The organism is Streptomyces sp. NPDC127038 (assembly GCF_042725875.1).
Classification (GTDB): Bacteria; Actinomycetota; Actinomycetes; order Streptomycetales; family Streptomycetaceae; genus Streptomyces.
In genome coordinates, this window is sequence record NZ_JBHXDQ010000066.1 from 38,882 (window position 1) to 55,098 (window position 16,217).

Sequence of the window (16,217 nt, forward strand, 5' to 3'; positions counted from 1 at the left end):
CGACTCGTCGGACGCCCATACTCGGGGCATGACCGCGTACGAGCCCGAGGGCGCGACCTGGCGACCTGGAAGCGGTGTCCCCCCGTGGGGCGGCCCCGGCGGTGACGCCGGCTACGACGCCGTCGTGCTGGCCGGAGGCGCCGCCCGGAGGCTCGGCGGCGAGGACAAGCCCGGTGTGCGCGTGGGCGGACGAACCCTGCTGGACCGGGTGCTGGCCGCCTGCGCCGACGCCGCCCGCACGGTGGTCGTGGCCGAACCCAGGCCCACGGCACGCCCCGTGGAATGGGCCCGCGAGGACCCGCCCGGCGGGGGACCGCTCGCCGCGCTGGACGCCGGGCTGCGGCACACCGGGGCGGCGCACGTCCTGGTGCTCTCGGCCGACCTGCCGTTCCTGGAGGAGAAGACGGTCCGCCGCCTCCTGGACACCCTCCGCGGGGCCGGCCCCGCACAGGAGCCACCCGGGCCCCTCCCCGCCGCCCCCGGCGGACTCGGCCCCGTCGCCCCCGACGGAGTCCTCCTCGTCGATTCCGGTGGGCGGGATCAGCCGCTCGTGGCCGTCTACCGCGCGGACGCGCTGCGACGGGAGCTGGCCGTGCTCGCCGCCGCGCACGGGAGCCTCGCCGGGCTGCCGCTGCGGCGGCTCGTCGCCGCCCTGGAACTCGCTCGGGTCACCGACCCCGTCGCGTCCTTCGACTGCGACACCTGGGACGACATCGCCGCCGCCAGAGCACGCATCAGGGAGCATGGGCACGTGCTGGATGAATGGATTTCCGCAGTCAAGGACGAGCTGGGCATCGACCTGGACGTCGACACCGGTGTACTGCTCGACCTGGCCCGCGACGCCGCACACGGCGTCGCCAGGCCGGCCGCGCCGCTGACCACGTTCCTCGTCGGATACGCGGCCGCGCGGGCCGGCGGTGGCACCGAAGCGGTCGCCGAGGCCGCCCGCAAGGCCGCCGCGCTCGCGCTCCGCTGGGCCGAGGAGGACACCCCGGACACCCCGGCGGCGGCCCCCGACGCCCGGCCGGACGCCGGCTCGCCCGCCACCGCGCCGGACGCCGGATGACCGCCGCCCGCTCCACCCGGGACGGCCAGGACGCCGACGAGTTCGACGTCGAGGAGGCGCTCGCCCTGGTCAAGGGCGTGAGCGCGCACGCCTCCGGCGAGTCCGGCCGGGCCGAGCGCGCCGTACCGGGACCCCACGGCACCGACCAGGCGGTCACGGCGCCCGGCGCCCGGAACGGCGGTGACGGCAAGCACGCGCGTCACCGGGCCACCCCCTGGCCCGAGGCCCGGGCGATCGCCGAGCGCGCCGCCCGCTCCCTGCCCCGACGCACCCCCTTCCTGGCTCCCCTCGACGCCTCCCTCGGCCTCGTCGTCGCCGCTCCCCTGACGGCGCTCACCGACCTGCCCTCCTTCGACACCTCGGCGATGGACGGCTGGGCCGTCGCCGGACCCGGTCCCTGGGAGGTACGGGAGGACGGCGTGCTCGCGGGGCACGCGGAGCCGGAGCGGCTCGGGGACGGCGAGGCGGTCCGGATCGCCACCGGTGCCCGGGTCCCCCGGGACGCGACCGCCGTCCTGCGCAGCGAGCACGGTCACCTCGACGACAAGGGACGGCTGCACGCGGGAGTCACGCAGGAGCACGGCGCCGCCCGCTCCAGGGGAGTCCCGGCGCTCGCGCACGGCCAGGACATCCGCCCGCGCGGCCAGGAGTGCCGCAGCGGCGACCAGCTGCTGCCCCACGGGGCCCTGGTCACCCCGGCCGTGCTGGGCCTCGCGGCGGCCGCCGGCTACGACACGCTCGCCGTCATCCCCCGCCCCAGCGTCGAGGTCCTCGTCCTCGGCGACGAACTGCTCAGCGGCGGACTGCCCCGGGACGGGCTCATCCGGGACGCGCTCGGCCCCATGCTGCCGCCGTGGCTGCGGGCGCTGGGCGCCGAGGTCGTCGCGGTCCGCAGGCTCGGGGACGACGCCAAGGCGCTCCACAAGGCGATCACCGGCTCCCGGACCGATCTGATCGTCACCACCGGCGGCACCGCGGGCGGTCCCGTCGACCACGTCCACCCCACCCTGCGCCGGATCGGCGCCGAACTGCTGGTGGACGGCGTCAAGGTACGGCCGGGGCACCCGATGCTGCTGGCCCGCACCCGGGAGGACCAGTATCTCGTCGGCCTGCCGGGCAACCCCCTCGCGGCCGTCTCCGGGCTGCTCACGCTCGCCGAGCCGATGCTGCGTACCCTGGCCGGACGCGTGGCCCCGGAGCCGTACACGCTGCCTCTCGGGGAAGCGGTGCAGGGGCATCCGTACGACACCCGGCTCATCCCCGTCTCCCTGCGCGGCGAGCGGGCCACGCCGCTGCACTACAACGGCCCGGCGATGCTGCGGGGCGTCGCCGCCGCCGACGCGCTCGCGGTCGTACCGCCGGGAGGAGCGCGGGCGGGTCAGGAGCTGGACCTCATCGATCTGCCGTGGGCCGCGGCGGGAATCGACGCGTGCTTCGGCTGAACCGGGCCGGGGCACGAGCGGCAGCCGTCGCAGGCAGGGCTTCGCCGGACGCACCACACCATCAGACATGCGCATGGCCTGATCAGTGGACGGATGTGCCCTGCCTGACCGAGATCACGCGGTCCCCGGCCCGGAGGCTGGCGGCCTCGGGTTCGGTGTAGTCGTAGACCTGCTTCCGGCGCACGACGGCCACGACCAGATCCGCGCAGTCCCGAGGCGACCGGCCCAGCTCGTCCGCCGATACGGGACGCTCCACGAGGTCGAGCCCTCGCCCGTAGGTCATCAGGTTCTCGAGGATCCTCGCCACGTGGGGGTAGGCCATCGACACACCGAGGAGGCGTCCCGCGGAACTGGAGCTGAGGACGACCGTGTCGGCCCCGCTCTGCTTCAGCAACGGGAGGTTCTCGTCCTCCCGTACCGCGGCGACGATGGTCGCGTGCTTGTTGAGCTGGCGCGCGGTCAGGGTCACCAACGCCGCGGTGTCGTCGCGTTGCGGGGCGACGATCACGCGGGTGGCACTGTGCAGCTCGGCCTTGCGAAGGGTGTCCGACCGGGTGGCGTCACCGAGTACGGACACGAGCCCGTCACTGCTGGCGGCCTCCGTGGCCGATCGTTCGGGATCGACGACCACGATCTTGTTCTTGCGGATGCCCTGCCCCAGGAGCGCTTCGATGGCGTGCCGGCCCTTCGTCCCGTAGCCGACGACGACCACGTGATCCCGCAGATGGGCACGCCAGCGGTGGACGCGCACCTGCTGGCGGGTGCGCTCGGTGAGCACTTCGAGCGTGGTGCCGACCAGGATGATCAGGAACAGGACGCGCAACGGCGTGATGACGAAGATGTTGACGAGCCGCGCGGTGTCGCTGACCGGGGTGATGTCGCCGTATCCGGTGGTGGAGAGCGTGACGGTCGCGTAGTAGGCGGCGTCGAGGAAGTCGACGCTGCCGTTCGCGTTGTCGTTGTAGCCGTCACGGTCGAACCAGACGACGAGCGTCGTGACGAACAGGATCAGCAGCGCCATGGCCAGGCGCCGGAGAACCTGCTGGAGGGGCGGCACGCTGCGCGCGACGGGCATCGTGATGGAACGGCCGGCTTCGGCGTCGTCCACGGCCTCGGCCCGCGACCGGTACCAGAGGGACCGGAAGATCGAGAACTTCCCGGTCCTGGAGGGTGGTCCGTTCTCGTCCTTCATCGATCGCCCCTGCGACAGTGATCCAGTCAGACAGCACGGTGACCATGGTCCCCGACGAGGACGCACCTTCGGCGCAGCCGTGACTGACCTTTCGGTTCTTTCGAGAAGCCGCTGGAGGGCGACCTTGCGTGAACACACCGTCGTTGTCGGGTTCGGGACCAAGGGGCGGTCGGCCATCGAGACCGTCTGCGCGACCGGGCTCAAGAAGGAGCACGTCGTGGTCGTCGACCCGAGTTCCCGTGTGGTCGACGCGGCGACCGCCGAGGGCTACACGGGAGTGGTCGGGGACGCCACGCGCAGCGACGTGCTGATGCGGGCCGAGGTCCACAAGGCCGGGCAGATCATCGTCGCCACCCAGCGCGACGACACCGCCGTCCTGGTCACCCTGACGGCGCGGCAGCTCAACCGCGGGGCGAAGATCGTCGCCGCGGTGCGCGAGGAGGAGAACGCGCCGCTGCTCCGGCAGTCCGGCGCCGACGCGGTCATCACCAGCGCCAGCGCGGCCGGCCGGCTGCTCGGGCTCTCCGTGCTCAGCCCCGCCGCGGGCATGGTGATGGAGGACCTGATCCATCAGGGCAGCGGGCTCGACATCGTGGAGCGGCCCGTCACGAAGGCCGAGGTGGGCCTCGGCGCCCGCGAGACGGCCGACCTGGTGGTCAGCGTCGTACGAGGACACCGCGTGCTCGGCTACGACGACCCGGACGTCGGCCCGCTGGAGCCGACCGACCGGCTGATCACGATCGCGCGGGTCCCGCACGGCACCCGGACGACGCCCGGCGTTCGGCCCCTGCCGCGGGAGTAGCCGGCACGGCCAGGAGTAGCGTCCCTCTCATGTACGCGATCACGATTCCCGAACCTGGTGGGCCCGAGGCGCTGGTGTGGGACGAGGTTCCCGATCCGGTGCCGGCCGAGGGCGAAGTGCTGGTCGAGGTGGTGGCCAGCGCCGTCAACCGCGCCGATCTGCTCCAGCGTCAGGGCCTGTACAACCCGCCGCCCGGCGCCTCCCGCTACCCCGGACTCGAATGCTCGGGGCGCATCGCCGCGGTCGGCCCGGGCGTCCTGGGCTGGTCGGTCGGCGACGAGGTGTGCGCGCTCCTCGGGGGCGGCGGCTACGCCCAGAAGGTCGCCGTCCCCGCCGGACAGCTGCTGCCCGTGCCCTCGGGCCTGGACCTCCGGCAGGCGGCGGCCCTGCCCGAGGTGACCTGCACCGTCTGGTCGAACGTCTTCATGGTCTCCCATCTGCGTCCTGGCGAGACACTGCTCGTGCACGGCGGCTCCAGCGGCATCGGCACCATGGCGATCCAGCTGGCGAAGGCCGTCGGGGCGAAGGTCGCCGTCACGGCGGGGACGAAGGAGAAGCTCGACTTCTGCGCGGAGCTGGGCGCGGACATCCTCATCAACTACCGCGAGCAGGACTTCGTCGAGGAGATCGAGCGGGCCACCGGCGGGGCGGGCGCCGACGTCATCCTCGACAACATGGGGGCCAAGTACCTCGACCGCAACGTGCGCGCCCTCGCGGTCAACGGACGGCTCGCCATCATCGGCATGCAGGGCGGCATCCAGGGGGAGCTGAACATCGCCGTCCTCCTGAACAAGCGGGCCGCCGTCACCGCGACCTCGCTGCGTGCCCGGCCGCTCGGCGAGAAGGCGGCGATCGTGGCGGCCGTGCGCGAGCACGTGTGGCCGCTGATCGACTCCGGCCAGGTCCGTCCGGTCGTGGACCGCGAGCTGCCCATGAGCGACGCGGCGGACGCGCACCGGGTGCTGGAGGAGAGCAGCCACATCGGCAAGGTGCTGCTCGTCGCTCCGTAGGGCCCGCCGGGGCTTGCCGGCCCGGCTCCGCGAGAAGCTCCGGAGCCGGGCCCGACCGGAGGCGGGAGTCCCGCCCGCGCGAAGACGCCTGGGCCGTTCCCGGGCCCGTCCGGCCTCGGGAGTCCCGGCCGTGCGGAGACGCCTGGGCCGTTCCCGGGCCCGTCCGGCCTCGGGAGTCCCGGCCGTGCGGAGACGCCTGGGCCGTTCCCGGACCTGTCCGGCCTCGGGAGTCCCGGCCGTGCGGAGACGCCTGGGCCGTTCCCGGACCTGTCCGGCCTCGGGAGTCCCGGCCGTCCGGAGACGCCTGAACCGCCCCCGGACCCGTCCGGCCCCTGGCCTTCTCAGCTCCGGCGTACCCGCAGGCCCAGGAAGGCCAGGGCCAGGCCGAGGCCGATGAGGATCAGGCCGCTGCCCAGCGGCAGGATCGCCAGGTCGGTGTCGGGTGTGGAGCCGGGCCCGACCACGCTCTGCTGCACGGGGATCGCGTTGTCGCCCGAGGGCTCGGGGGCCGTGCTCGGCTCGGTGAGGCCGGTGTCGGCGGCGGGGGCGGTGTCCTGGAGCCCCGGGGCGGTGGTGCCGTCCGGGTCGGGGCCGGTGGGAGTGCCGGAGCCGTCCGAGGCGTCCTGGCCGTCCGTGGCGTCCGGCTCCGCCGTCCGGCCCGGCCGTTCGCGCCCCTCGCCCGCGTAGCTGCCCGCGCGGGACGGGTCCGCCGTGGGGGTGGGCCGTACGGGATCGGAGGCGGCCGGACTGGGGGCCGCGGCGCCGGACGCCCCCGGACCGGTGGGCTCGTGGGCGGACGGCCCGGACGCGCCGGTCCCGTGGGGTGACGGGGGCGGCGAGGTGGTCCTCGGGCCGGTCGGAGCCGCCGAGGGACTCTCGTCCGCCGGGGGACGACCCGGCGTACCGCCGTTCGAGGGAGAACCGGAGGACCCCGGGGCCCCGGGGGACCCGCCCGGCCCGGTGGCGCCCGTGGCACCCGAGGACCCGGTGGGGCCGCCCGGCCCGGTCGGGAGCATGTCCGAGCGGGCACCGGAGCCGGCCGGGGCGGCGCGGGACGCTCCGCTCCCGGAGCGGACCGCGACGGCGGACGAGAGGACGGCCGGGGCCGCCAGGACGGCGGAGGAGGAGACGGCCGCGCCCGCCTGGGCTCCTGACGGGGAGATGCCCGTACCCGACGGGAAGATGCCCGTACCCGACGGGACCGCCGACCACAGGAACGGAACGCTCGCCGGAGCGGCGCCCGCGAGGGCGCCGGGGACGTTCAGCAGGGCGGCCGCGAGGAGTCCGGCCGTGGGCAGGGTGCGCAGCCATGGAGTCACGTCGGTGACCCCCTCCCGGAACGGTTCGCCAAGACGGGTGCCGTGATCGACGGAACCAGCCTCACATGAGGTCGTGATCCCGGCATCTCGACCGAAAGTGATGCCATTCGCGCACTTCAGAGGCCGTGGAACCGCACGGATTCGCCAACTGGGCCGACCTAGGTGGTGGATCACCGTGTACGGGGGGCACCACCGTGATGGAGTACGTGGGTGCGAGAGAATGGCGGCATGGAGATGCCGAGGAACGAACGGTCGCCGGAGAACCCTCAGGTCCTGGTTGTCGGCCAGGACGGAATGGCGCTCGGCGGCACCGGGGACGAGGACTCCCGCGAGATCCCGGTGACGGAGATGGTGGAGCAGCCCGCCAAGGTGATGCGCATCGGCAGCATGATCAAGCAGCTGCTGGAGGAAGTGCGCGCCGCGCCCCTGGACGAGGCCAGCCGGGTCCGCCTCAAGGAGATCCACGCGAGCTCCGTGAAGGAGCTGGAGGACGGCCTCGCCCCGGAGCTCGTGGAGGAACTGGAGCGCCTCTCCCTGCCCTTCACGGACGAGCAGACCCCCAGCGACGCCGAACTGCGGATCGCGCAGGCTCAGTTGGTGGGCTGGCTGGAGGGGCTCTTCCACGGGATCCAGACGACCCTGTTCGCCCAGCAGATGGCGGCCAGGGCGCAGTTGGAGCAGATGCGGCGGGCCCTTCCGCCGGGCGTCGGCGGCCTGGAGGGCGACGAGGACCCCCGCACGGGGGGCCGTTCGGGCGGACCGTACCTGTAACCGCGGCGGCGGAGCCGTCACCTTCTCGGTCCGGCGATCCGGGACCGTCCCGGTACGACAAATGGCCCGGCACCATGGTGCCGGGCCATTTGTCGTACGTGCTGCCGGCAGATGTCTAGGACGGGTCGCCCGTGGACACCTTGAGCTCGATCTCGGGCATGTTCTTGGGGTCGAGGTCCTCACCGGCGGACGGGAACTGGTCCATGACCGTGTCCTCGCCGTAGGTGTTCTCGTCCACGCGCGTGATCTTCATCTGCCAACCGGCGGCCTGGAAGCAGGACTTGACCGAGCCGAGGTTCTTGTAGTGGAAGTCCGGGAGCTGGATCTTCTTCGGGTCGTCGTAGGACTCCGTCGGATCCGTGCACTTCTCGGTGTCGATCGTCTTGGACGTGTCGGGACCCTTGTGACCCGCGACCGGCGTGGACGACGTGCTGGTGGGGTGCCCGCCGCCCTTGCTGTCGTCGCCCGACCCGCCGTTCAGGACGATCGCCGTGATCAGACCGCCGACGGCGATGAGCGCCACGACGACCGATCCGATCACGACCGCCTTGTTGCTCCTGCCGCCCGCGCCGCCGGGGGCGGGCTGGGGCGAGAGGTTGTACGGGGGAGGCGTGGCGGGGCCGTGCTGCCCGGCGTACGCGGAGGTCTGCGGCGGTGCCTGGTAGCCGCCCTGCTGCGGGTAGCCGTACGCCGGTGCGGGCGTCGGCGTTCCGTACGGGCCGGGCTGGTACGGCGTCTGCACGGGGCCCGGTGCCGGAGTGCCCTGCTCGACCGGCGGGAACACGGCCGAGCCGACGCCCGAGCCGCTCGGGGTCTGGGCGCCCGGCACGATGTTCGGCGCGACGGCCTGGAACGACTGGGCGACCCGCAGGCACTCGTCGCGCATCGTCTCGGCGCTCGGGAAGCGCTCGTTCGGGTTCTTCTTCAGGGCGCGGGCGATCAGCGCGTCCACGGCCGGGGGCAGCGAGCGGTTGACCGAGGAGGCCGCGACCGGCTCCTCCTGGACGTGCGCATAGGCGATGGCCAGCGGGGAGTCCGCCTCGAACGGCAGCCGTCCGGTGACCAGTTGGAACAGCATGATGCCGACCGAGTACAGGTCGGAGCGGGCGTCGACGCCCCGGCCGAGGGCCTGCTCGGGGGAGAGGTACTGCGGGGTGCCGACGACCATGCCGGTCTGCGTCATCGAGGTGACGCCGGACTGCATCGCGCGGGCGATGCCGAAGTCCATGACCTTGACGACGTTGCGCTTGGTCATCATCACGTTGCCGGGCTTGATGTCCCGGTGGACCAGGCCCATCTCGTGGCTGATCTCCAGCGCCGCCAGGACGTCCGCGGTGATCTTCAGGGCCTTGTCGGCGGGCATCGCGCCGTACTGCTGGATGTCCGCGTCGAGGACCGAGCCGAGCGGCTTGCCCTCGATGTACTCCATGACGATGTACGGCGTCGTCATGCCGTCGAGGTCGTCCTCGCCGGTGTCGAAGACCGAGACGATGTTCGTGTGCGTGAGCTTTGCCACCGACTGGGCCTCGCGGCGGAAGCGCTCGCGGAAGGCCTGTTCCCGGCCGAGCTCGGTGTGCAGCGTCTTGATCGCGACCTGCCGGTCGAGCACCGAGTCGTAGGCGAGGTGCACCGAGGCCATGCCGCCCTCGCCGAGCAGATCGCGCAACTGGTAGCGGCCGCCGGCGACCGCGCGCCCCGCGTACCGCCCCTGTGCGCCGTCCTGGCTCATCTTCTGCGTCCCCCGCGGCCGTGATCGATTGGCTTATTCCGGGCCAAGTCTGCCCCAGGGCACGGACACGTCAAGCTCGGTGCCCGTTCCGTGACCGTCTGAGAAAGAAGCGTCGCGGAAGCGTTACAGGTGACGTACGGCCGGTACACGGAATTTGCACCGACGGACCTCCGGCGGGTTGGATGGCCGGTCCATCTCACGCTCATCTCGGACCGGCGCCAGGCGTGGAGCCTGTAGCGTGGCCCGACGGAGACCGTAACAACCACCGCGCAGACCGCGGGCAGAAACGACGGCGAGGACTGATGGCACAGCAGCAGCGCGCTCAGGGCCCGTCCGACCCCGAGGCGACTGGCGGCGGTATGTCAGATGCGCCGGAGATGTGGGGTAACGGCGGGCTGGTCGGCGACGGCCGGTATCGGCTGACACACAGGCTCGGCCGGGGCGGCATGGCCGAGGTGTTCGCCGCCGAGGACGTGCGCCTGGGGCGGACCGTGGCGGTGAAGCTGCTCCGCGCCGACCTGGCCGAGGACCCCGTGTCCAAGGCGCGGTTCACGCGCGAGGCGCAGTCGGTCGCCGGGCTCAACCACCACGCGGTCGTGGCGGTGTACGACTCCGGCGAGGACGTGGTCGGCCACGGCGTCGTCCCGTACATCGTCATGGAGATCGTCGAGGGTCACACGATCCGCGACCTGCTGATCAACGCCGAGGCCCCCGGGCCCGAGCAGGCGCTGATCATCGTCTCCGGCGTCCTGGAGGCGCTGGCCTACTCGCACCAGCACGGGATCGTGCACCGGGACATCAAGCCGGCGAACGTGATCATCACGGAGACCGGCGCGGTCAAGGTGATGGACTTCGGCATCGCGCGCGCCCTGCACGGGGCGCAGTCGACGATGACCCAGACCGGCATGGTCATGGGCACCCCGCAGTACCTCTCCCCCGAGCAGGCGCTCGGCAAGGCCGTCGACCACCGCTCCGACCTGTACGCGACGGGCTGTCTGCTCTACGAACTCCTCGCGCTGCGGCCCCCGTTCACCGGCGAGACGCCGCTGTCGGTGGTCTACCAGCACGTCCAGGACATCCCGCTGCCTCCCTCCGAGGTCGACCGCGAGGTGCCGCCGGAGCTCGACGGGCTCGTCATGCGCGCCCTCGCGAAGGACCCGGACGACCGGTTCCAGACCGCCGAGGAGATGCGCGGGCTGGTCCAGTACGCGCTCCAGATGCTCTACGACCAGGGCAGCCACACCGGCACCTGGAACACCGGCCCGGTCACCCTGCACGAGGGGCCGCGCGGCCAGGCGGGCGGTTTCGCCGGCACGGCCGCGCTGCCGCACCCCGGCGACTACGGCACCACGCAGATCCCGGCGCCGCTCATCCCGCAGTACGGGACCGGCGACGACGGCGGCTTCGAGGGGCACGGCAACCGGGGCGGCGGCGGACGCGGCAAGCTGTGGCTCCTCGCGCTCTTCGCGATGATCGCCATCGCCGGCGGTGTCGCGCTCGCGTACCACAACATGGGCAACGGCACGCACTCGGGCAACGGCACCACTCCGACGCCGACCGTCTCGCACTCCAGCAAGAGCGAGAACTCGACGGACCAGCCCACCGACGACTCCACGGACCAGTCCACGGACCAGTCCACGGACGACTCGACCAACACCGGCGGGAACCAGGACTACACGCCCTCGTACCACCCGACCCGGAACACCGACACCCAGGCGCCGACGGACCAGCCGACGGACCAGCCGACCCAGACGACTCCGACCACGGCGCCCCCGACCACCGCACCGGCCACGCCGACGTCGGAGCCGACGACCGGCGACCCGGCCGGCGGCGGCACCGAGTCCCCCGCCGCGGGGGACCTGGGCTGACCCGACGGGCCCGGGCCGCACGGACCGGGAAAAGACACCTCACGCGCGCGGGGGCCCACGACGGGTCTCCGCGCGTCGTCGTCCGGGCCGCCCGCCGTCGCTCCGGCCCGCGCTTTCCGGGCTCCGCCGCGCCGGCCTGCGCTTTTCCCGGGTTCCGGCCCGATGTGTTCGATTTCGGCCCGGCCCATTCGGTGCCGGACCGCGCATTCAGTGGTGCTGTTGTTCCGCCTGTTTGCGTGCCACATAGGCGGCCGCCTGCGACCGGCGCTGCATTCCCAGTTTGGACAGCAGGCTCGACACGTAATTCTTGATCGTTTTCTCGGCGAGGTGCAGCCGTTCGCCGATCTGCCGATTGGTGAGGCCCTCGCCGATCAGATCGAGAATCCTGCGTTCCTGGTCGGTGAGCCGGGCGAGCCGTTCGTCGTCCTTGGTGCCGCCACCGCCCCGCAGCCGCTCCAGGACCCGTGCGGTGGCCGCCGGGTCGAGCAGGGACTTCCCGGCCGCGACGTCTCGTACGGCCGCGAGCAGCTCCTGGCCGCGGATGGCCTTCAGGACATAGCCCGAGGCCCCCGCCATGATCGCGTCGAACAGGGCCTCGTCGTCGGCGTACGAGGTCAGCATCAGGCACTTGACGTCCTCGTCCGCGGAGCGGATCTCGCGGCAGACCTCCACCCCGCTGCCGTCCGGGAGGCGCACGTCGAGGACGGCCACGTCCGGGCGGGTGGCCGGGATCCGCACCAGCGCGTCGGCCGCCGTACCCGCCTCTCCGACCACCTCGATGTCGTCCTCCGTCGAGAGCAGCTCATGGACGCCGCGCCGGACGACTTCGTGGTCATCGAGGAGGAATACAGTGATTTTCCCGATTTCACGCACGATGTCAGTCTCACACACGATCATGGGCACTGCCCCAGGTGAACCCTTCCCGAGCCCGGGGTGGCCGGGATAACGTGCCGGTGTTCCGGCCCCCTGCAAGGCTGTGACCAGTGCTGTGACCAGCGACTGTTCCGATCTGCTCGATCTAGTAGGAAATCCACGTTTCCAAGTACTTGGATTTCCTATCAAAATCGCAGGTCAGGAGGGGTTTCACAGAAATGTGAAGCACTGGGTAACGTGGCAGTTGCAGGGCGCTCGCCGGGGCACCTGTCACGCCTGTTCCCGGCCGAGTGGCACCCACCCCGTGCACGGGTGCCGGAACAGGCGAGCCGCTCTCCCGAGCTCGAACCGCGAGCGAGGGGGACCCCAGCCTTCCGGCAACCCCGGGGGCCGGACCGACGGAGGAGCACACGTGACCGTGGAGAGCACTGCCGCGCGCAAGCCGCGACGCAGCGCCGGTACGAAGAGCGCCGCGAGCGCCAGTACGACCGGTACCAAGAGCGCCGCGAGCAGGAGCGCCGGCGCGGCCGCCAAGAAGTCGCCCGGGGCGACCGGCGGCGAGCCGGAGCTCGTTCAGCTGCTGACCCCGGAAGGCAAGCGGGTCAAGGACGCCACGTACGACCCGTACGTCGCCGACATCACCCCCGAGGAGCTGCGCGGCCTCTACCGGGACATGGTCCTGAGCCGCCGCTTCGACGCGGAGGCCACCTCCCTCCAGCGCCAGGGCGAGCTGGGCCTGTGGGCCTCCATGCTCGGCCAGGAGGCCGCCCAGATCGGTTCGGGCCGGGCCACCCGCGACGACGACTACGTCTTCCCGACCTACCGTGAGCACGGCGTCGCCTGGTGCCGCGGAGTCGACCCGACCAACCTGCTCGGCATGTTCCGGGGTGTGAACAACGGCGGCTGGGACCCGAACGGCAACAACTTCCACCTGTACACGATCGTCATCGGCTCGCAGACGCTGCACGCCACCGGCTACGCCATGGGCATCGCCAAGGACGGCGCGGACTCGGCCGTGATCGCGTACTTCGGTGACGGCGCCTCCAGCCAGGGCGACGTCATGGAGTCCTTCAACTTCGGGGCGGTCTACAACGCCCCGGTCGTGTTCTTCTGCCAGAACAACCAGTGGGCGATCTCCGAGCCGACCGAGCGCCAGATGCGCGTGCCGCTGTACCAGCGCGCGCAGGGCTTCGGCTTCCCCGGCGTCCGCGTCGACGGCAACGACGTGCTCGCCTGCCTCGCGGTCACCAAGTGGGCCCTGGAGCGGGCCCGCAACGGCGAGGGCCCCACCCTGGTCGAGGCGTTCACCTACCGCATGGGCGCGCACACCACCTCCGACGACCCGACGAAGTACCGGGCCGACGAGGAGCGCGAGTCGTGGGAGGCGAAGGACCCGATCCTGCGCCTGCGCGCCTACCTGGAGTCCGCAAACCACGCGGACGAGGGATTCTTCGCGGAACTCGAGGCCGAGAGCGAGGCGTTGGGCAAGCGAGTACGCGACGTGGTGCGGGCCATGCCTGACCCGGACCACTTCGCCATCTTCGAGAACGTGTACGCGGACGGGCATGCGCTCGTCGACGAGGAGCGCGCCCAGTTCGCCGCCTACCAGGCGTCGTTCGCGGACGCGGGGGAGGGCAAGTAGCCATGACGACGGAGAAGATGGCGCTCGCCAAGGCGATCAACGAATCGCTGCGCACGGCCCTGGAGGCCGACCCCAAGGTCCTCATCATGGGCGAGGACGTCGGCAAGCTCGGCGGAGTCTTCCGGGTCACCGACGGACTCCAGAAGGACTTCGGCGAGGACCGGGTCATCGACACCCCGCTCGCCGAGTCGGGCATCGTCGGCACCGCGATCGGCCTGGCCCTGCGCGGCTACCGCCCGGTCGTGGAGATCCAGTTCGACGGATTCGTGTTCCCGGCGTACGACCAGATCGTCACCCAGCTCGCGAAGATGCACGCGCGGGCGCTCGGCAAGATCAAGCTCCCCGTCGTCATCCGTATCCCGTACGGCGGCGGCATCGGCGCGGTCGAGCACCACTCGGAGTCCCCCGAGGCGCTCTTCGCGCACGTCGCGGGCCTGAAGGTGGTCTCCCCCTCGAACGCCGGCGACGCCTACTGGATGATGCAGCAGGCCATCCAGAGCGACGACCCGGTGATCTTCTTCGAGCCCAAGCGGCGCTACTGGGACAAGGGCGAGGTCGACAAGGACGCCATCCCCGGTCCGCTGCACAGGGCGCGGGTGGCGCGCGAGGGCAGCGACCTCACCCTGGCCGCGTACGGCCCGATGGTGAAGGTCTGCCTGGAGGCCGCCGCGGCCGCCCAGGAGGAGGGCAAGTCGATCGAGGTCCTGGACCTGCGCTCGATGTCCCCGATCGACTTCGACTCCGTCCAGGCCTCGGTCGAGAAGACCCGCCGCCTGGTCGTGGTGCACGAGGCGCCGGTGTTCCTCGGCACGGGCGCGGAGATCGCGGCCCGTATCACCGAGCGGTGCTTCTACCACCTGGAGGCGCCCGTCCTGCGGGTCGGCGGCTATCACGCCCCGTACCCGCCGGCCCGCCTGGAGGAGGAGTACCTTCCGGGCCTCGACCGGGTGCTCGACGCCGTCGACCGCTCGCTGGCGTACTAGGAGAGAGTCGTGACGACGATGACTGAGAACGCGTCGGGACTCCGCGAGTTCAAGATGCCCGACGTGGGCGAGGGGCTCACCGAGGCGGAGATCCTCAAGTGGTACGTCCAGGTCGGTGACATCGTCACCGACGGGCAGGTGGTCTGCGAGGTCGAGACCGCCAAGGCCGCGGTCGAGCTGCCCATCCCGTACGACGGCGTGGTGAGCGAGCTCCGCTTCCCCGAGGGCACGACGGTGGACGTCGGCCAGGTGATCATCGCGGTGGACGTGTCCGGCGGAACGGCCCCCGCGCCGGCCGCCGCCCCGGCTCCCGCGGTCGCAGCCCAGGCCCCCGCGGCCGCTCCGGCCCCCGCCGCTCCGGTGGCGGCCCCGGAGGAGGAGGCCAAGCCCGAGGGCCGCAAGCCGGTGCTCGTCGGGTACGGCGTGGCGGAGTCCTCCACCAAGCGCCGCCCCCGCAAGGGCACGGACGTCCCGGCCCAGCAGAGCGAGACGCTCTACGCGGCCACCGCCATCCAGGGCGAGCTCAACGGCCACGGCTCCGCGGTCCGGGAACGCCCGCTGGCCAAGCCCCCGGTCCGCAAGCTCGCCAAGGACCTCGGGGTCGACCTGGCGACGGTCACCCCGTCGGGCCCGGACGGCATCATCACGCGGGAGGACGTGCACGCGGCGGCGGCTCCGGCCCCGGCGCAGGCACCGGCCCCCGTGGCCGCCCCGGCTCCGCAGCAGGCCCCGGTCACCGCCCAGCCGCAGGTCCCGGCCCCGGCCGCGTCGTACGACGGCGCGCGCGAGACCCGGATCCCGGTCAAGGGTGTCCGCAAGGCGACGGCCAACGCGATGGTCGGCTCGGCGTTCACCGCGCCGCACGTCACCGAGTTCGTGACGGTCGACGTCACGCGCACGATGCGTCTGGTCGAGGAGCTCAAGCAGGACAAGGACATGCAGGGGCTGCGGGTCAACCCGCTGCTGCTCATCGCCAAGGCCCTGCTGGTCGCGATCAAGCGCAACCCGGACGTCAACGCGTCCTGGGACGAGGCCAACCAGGAGATCGTCCGGAAGCACTACGTGAATCTGGGCATCGCCGCCGCCACGCCCCGCGGGCTGATCGTGCCGAACATCAAGGACGCCCACACCAAGACCCTGCCGCAGCTGGCCGAGTCGCTGGGCGAACTGGTGGCCACGGCCCGTGAGGGCAAGACCTCGCCGGCCGCGATGCAGGGCGGCACGGTGACGATCACCAACGTCGGCGTCTTCGGCGTCGACACGGGCACGCCGATCCTCAACCCCGGCGAGTCCGCGATCCTCGCGGTGGGCGCGATCAAGCTCCAGCCCTGGGTCCACAAGGGCAAGGTCAAGCCCCGTCAGGTCACCACCCTGGCGCTCTCCTTCGACCACCGTCTGGTCGACGGCGAGCTCGGCTCCCGGGTCCTCGCCGACACCGCGGCCGTCCTGGAGCAGCCCAAGCGGCTGATCACCTGGGCCTGATCCGTAGGACGATCGAACGGAAGGGGCCTGCCGCGCAC

At 72.2% G+C, this 16,217-nt stretch carries 12 protein-coding genes and 1 pseudogene; 9 read left to right on the forward strand and 4 right to left on the reverse strand.

Going from position 1 to position 16,217, the window contains the following annotated elements; all coding sequences use genetic code 11:
- Window positions 1-28: 28 nt before the first annotated feature.
- Together ACFWI4_RS33185 and ACFWI4_RS33190 are read left to right on the forward strand one after the other, a co-directional pair.
- Window positions 29-1,066: an NTP transferase domain-containing protein gene (locus ACFWI4_RS33185; RefSeq protein ID WP_387203909.1), complete on the forward strand. Its 1,038-nt coding sequence runs from the start codon at window positions 29-31 to the stop codon at window positions 1,064-1,066.
- On the forward strand, window positions 1,063-2,508 hold the full coding sequence (locus tag ACFWI4_RS33190) for a molybdopterin molybdotransferase MoeA (protein WP_387203912.1): 1,446 nt from the start codon (window positions 1,063-1,065) through the stop codon (window positions 2,506-2,508). The genes ACFWI4_RS33185 and ACFWI4_RS33190 overlap by 4 nt, the downstream gene beginning before the upstream one ends.
- A gap of 82 nt (window positions 2,509-2,590) precedes the next feature.
- Here the strand turns inward: ACFWI4_RS33190 and ACFWI4_RS33195 are convergent, their stop codons facing one another.
- A complete protein-coding gene (locus ACFWI4_RS33195) occupies window positions 2,591-3,700 on the reverse strand; it encodes a potassium channel family protein (protein WP_387203915.1) in 1,110 nt (369 codons plus the stop codon).
- A 106-nt stretch (window positions 3,701-3,806) separates the two neighbouring features.
- Between ACFWI4_RS33195 and ACFWI4_RS33200 the strand changes: the two are divergent.
- Together ACFWI4_RS33200 and ACFWI4_RS33205 are read left to right on the forward strand one after the other, a co-directional pair.
- A pseudogene (locus tag ACFWI4_RS33200) lies at window positions 3,807-4,502 on the forward strand (potassium channel family protein); the annotation flags it as partial.
- A 29-nt stretch (window positions 4,503-4,531) separates the two neighbouring features.
- Window positions 4,532-5,512, forward strand: a complete 981-nt coding sequence (locus tag ACFWI4_RS33205; protein ID WP_385397447.1) for an NAD(P)H-quinone oxidoreductase — start codon at window positions 4,532-4,534, stop codon at window positions 5,510-5,512.
- 341 nt (window positions 5,513-5,853) lie between these two features.
- Here the strand turns inward: ACFWI4_RS33205 and ACFWI4_RS33210 are convergent, their stop codons facing one another.
- A complete protein-coding gene (locus ACFWI4_RS33210; protein ID WP_387203918.1) occupies window positions 5,854-6,831 on the reverse strand; it encodes a hypothetical protein in 978 nt (325 codons plus the stop codon).
- A gap of 228 nt (window positions 6,832-7,059) precedes the next feature.
- Between ACFWI4_RS33210 and ACFWI4_RS33215 the strand changes: the two genes are divergently transcribed.
- Window positions 7,060-7,602, forward strand: a complete 543-nt coding sequence (locus ACFWI4_RS33215) for a bacterial proteasome activator family protein (protein WP_385397443.1) — start codon at window positions 7,060-7,062, stop codon at window positions 7,600-7,602.
- Window positions 7,603-7,717: 115 nt separating this feature from the next.
- Here the strand turns inward: ACFWI4_RS33215 and ACFWI4_RS33220 are convergent, their stop codons facing one another.
- On the reverse strand, window positions 7,718-9,331 hold the full coding sequence (locus ACFWI4_RS33220) for a protein kinase (protein ID WP_387203921.1): 1,614 nt from the start codon (window positions 9,329-9,331) through the stop codon (window positions 7,718-7,720).
- A 302-nt stretch (window positions 9,332-9,633) separates the two neighbouring features.
- Between ACFWI4_RS33220 and ACFWI4_RS33225 the strand changes: the two genes are divergently transcribed.
- Entirely contained in the window at window positions 9,634-11,199 is a 1,566-nt protein-coding gene (locus tag ACFWI4_RS33225; RefSeq protein WP_387203924.1) for a protein kinase, read from the forward strand.
- Window positions 11,200-11,406: 207 nt separating this feature from the next.
- On the opposite strand, the gene ACFWI4_RS33230 is transcribed toward ACFWI4_RS33225, so the two are convergent.
- Window positions 11,407-12,072 carry a response regulator gene (locus ACFWI4_RS33230; protein WP_385397437.1) on the reverse strand — a complete coding sequence of 222 codons (666 nt, stop codon included), beginning with the start codon at window positions 12,070-12,072 and terminating at the stop codon, window positions 11,407-11,409.
- 412 nt (window positions 12,073-12,484) lie between these two features.
- On the opposite strand from ACFWI4_RS33230, the gene pdhA reads away from it, so the two are divergent.
- The 3 genes from pdhA to ACFWI4_RS33245 are packed head-to-tail and all read left to right on the forward strand — an operon-like array spanning window position 12,485 to window position 16,179.
- Window positions 12,485-13,714, forward strand: a complete 1,230-nt coding sequence (gene pdhA / locus ACFWI4_RS33235) for a pyruvate dehydrogenase (acetyl-transferring) E1 component subunit alpha (protein WP_385397435.1) — start codon at window positions 12,485-12,487, stop codon at window positions 13,712-13,714.
- A gap of 2 nt (window positions 13,715-13,716) precedes the next feature.
- Window positions 13,717-14,697 carry an alpha-ketoacid dehydrogenase subunit beta gene (locus ACFWI4_RS33240; RefSeq protein ID WP_387203929.1) on the forward strand — a complete coding sequence of 327 codons (981 nt, stop codon included), beginning with the start codon at window positions 13,717-13,719 and terminating at the stop codon, window positions 14,695-14,697.
- A 9-nt stretch (window positions 14,698-14,706) separates the two neighbouring features.
- Window positions 14,707-16,179 (forward strand): dihydrolipoamide acetyltransferase family protein, encoded by a 1,473-nt coding sequence (locus ACFWI4_RS33245; protein WP_387203932.1) that lies wholly within the window; start codon window positions 14,707-14,709, stop codon window positions 16,177-16,179.
- Window positions 16,180-16,217 lie beyond the last annotated feature (38 nt).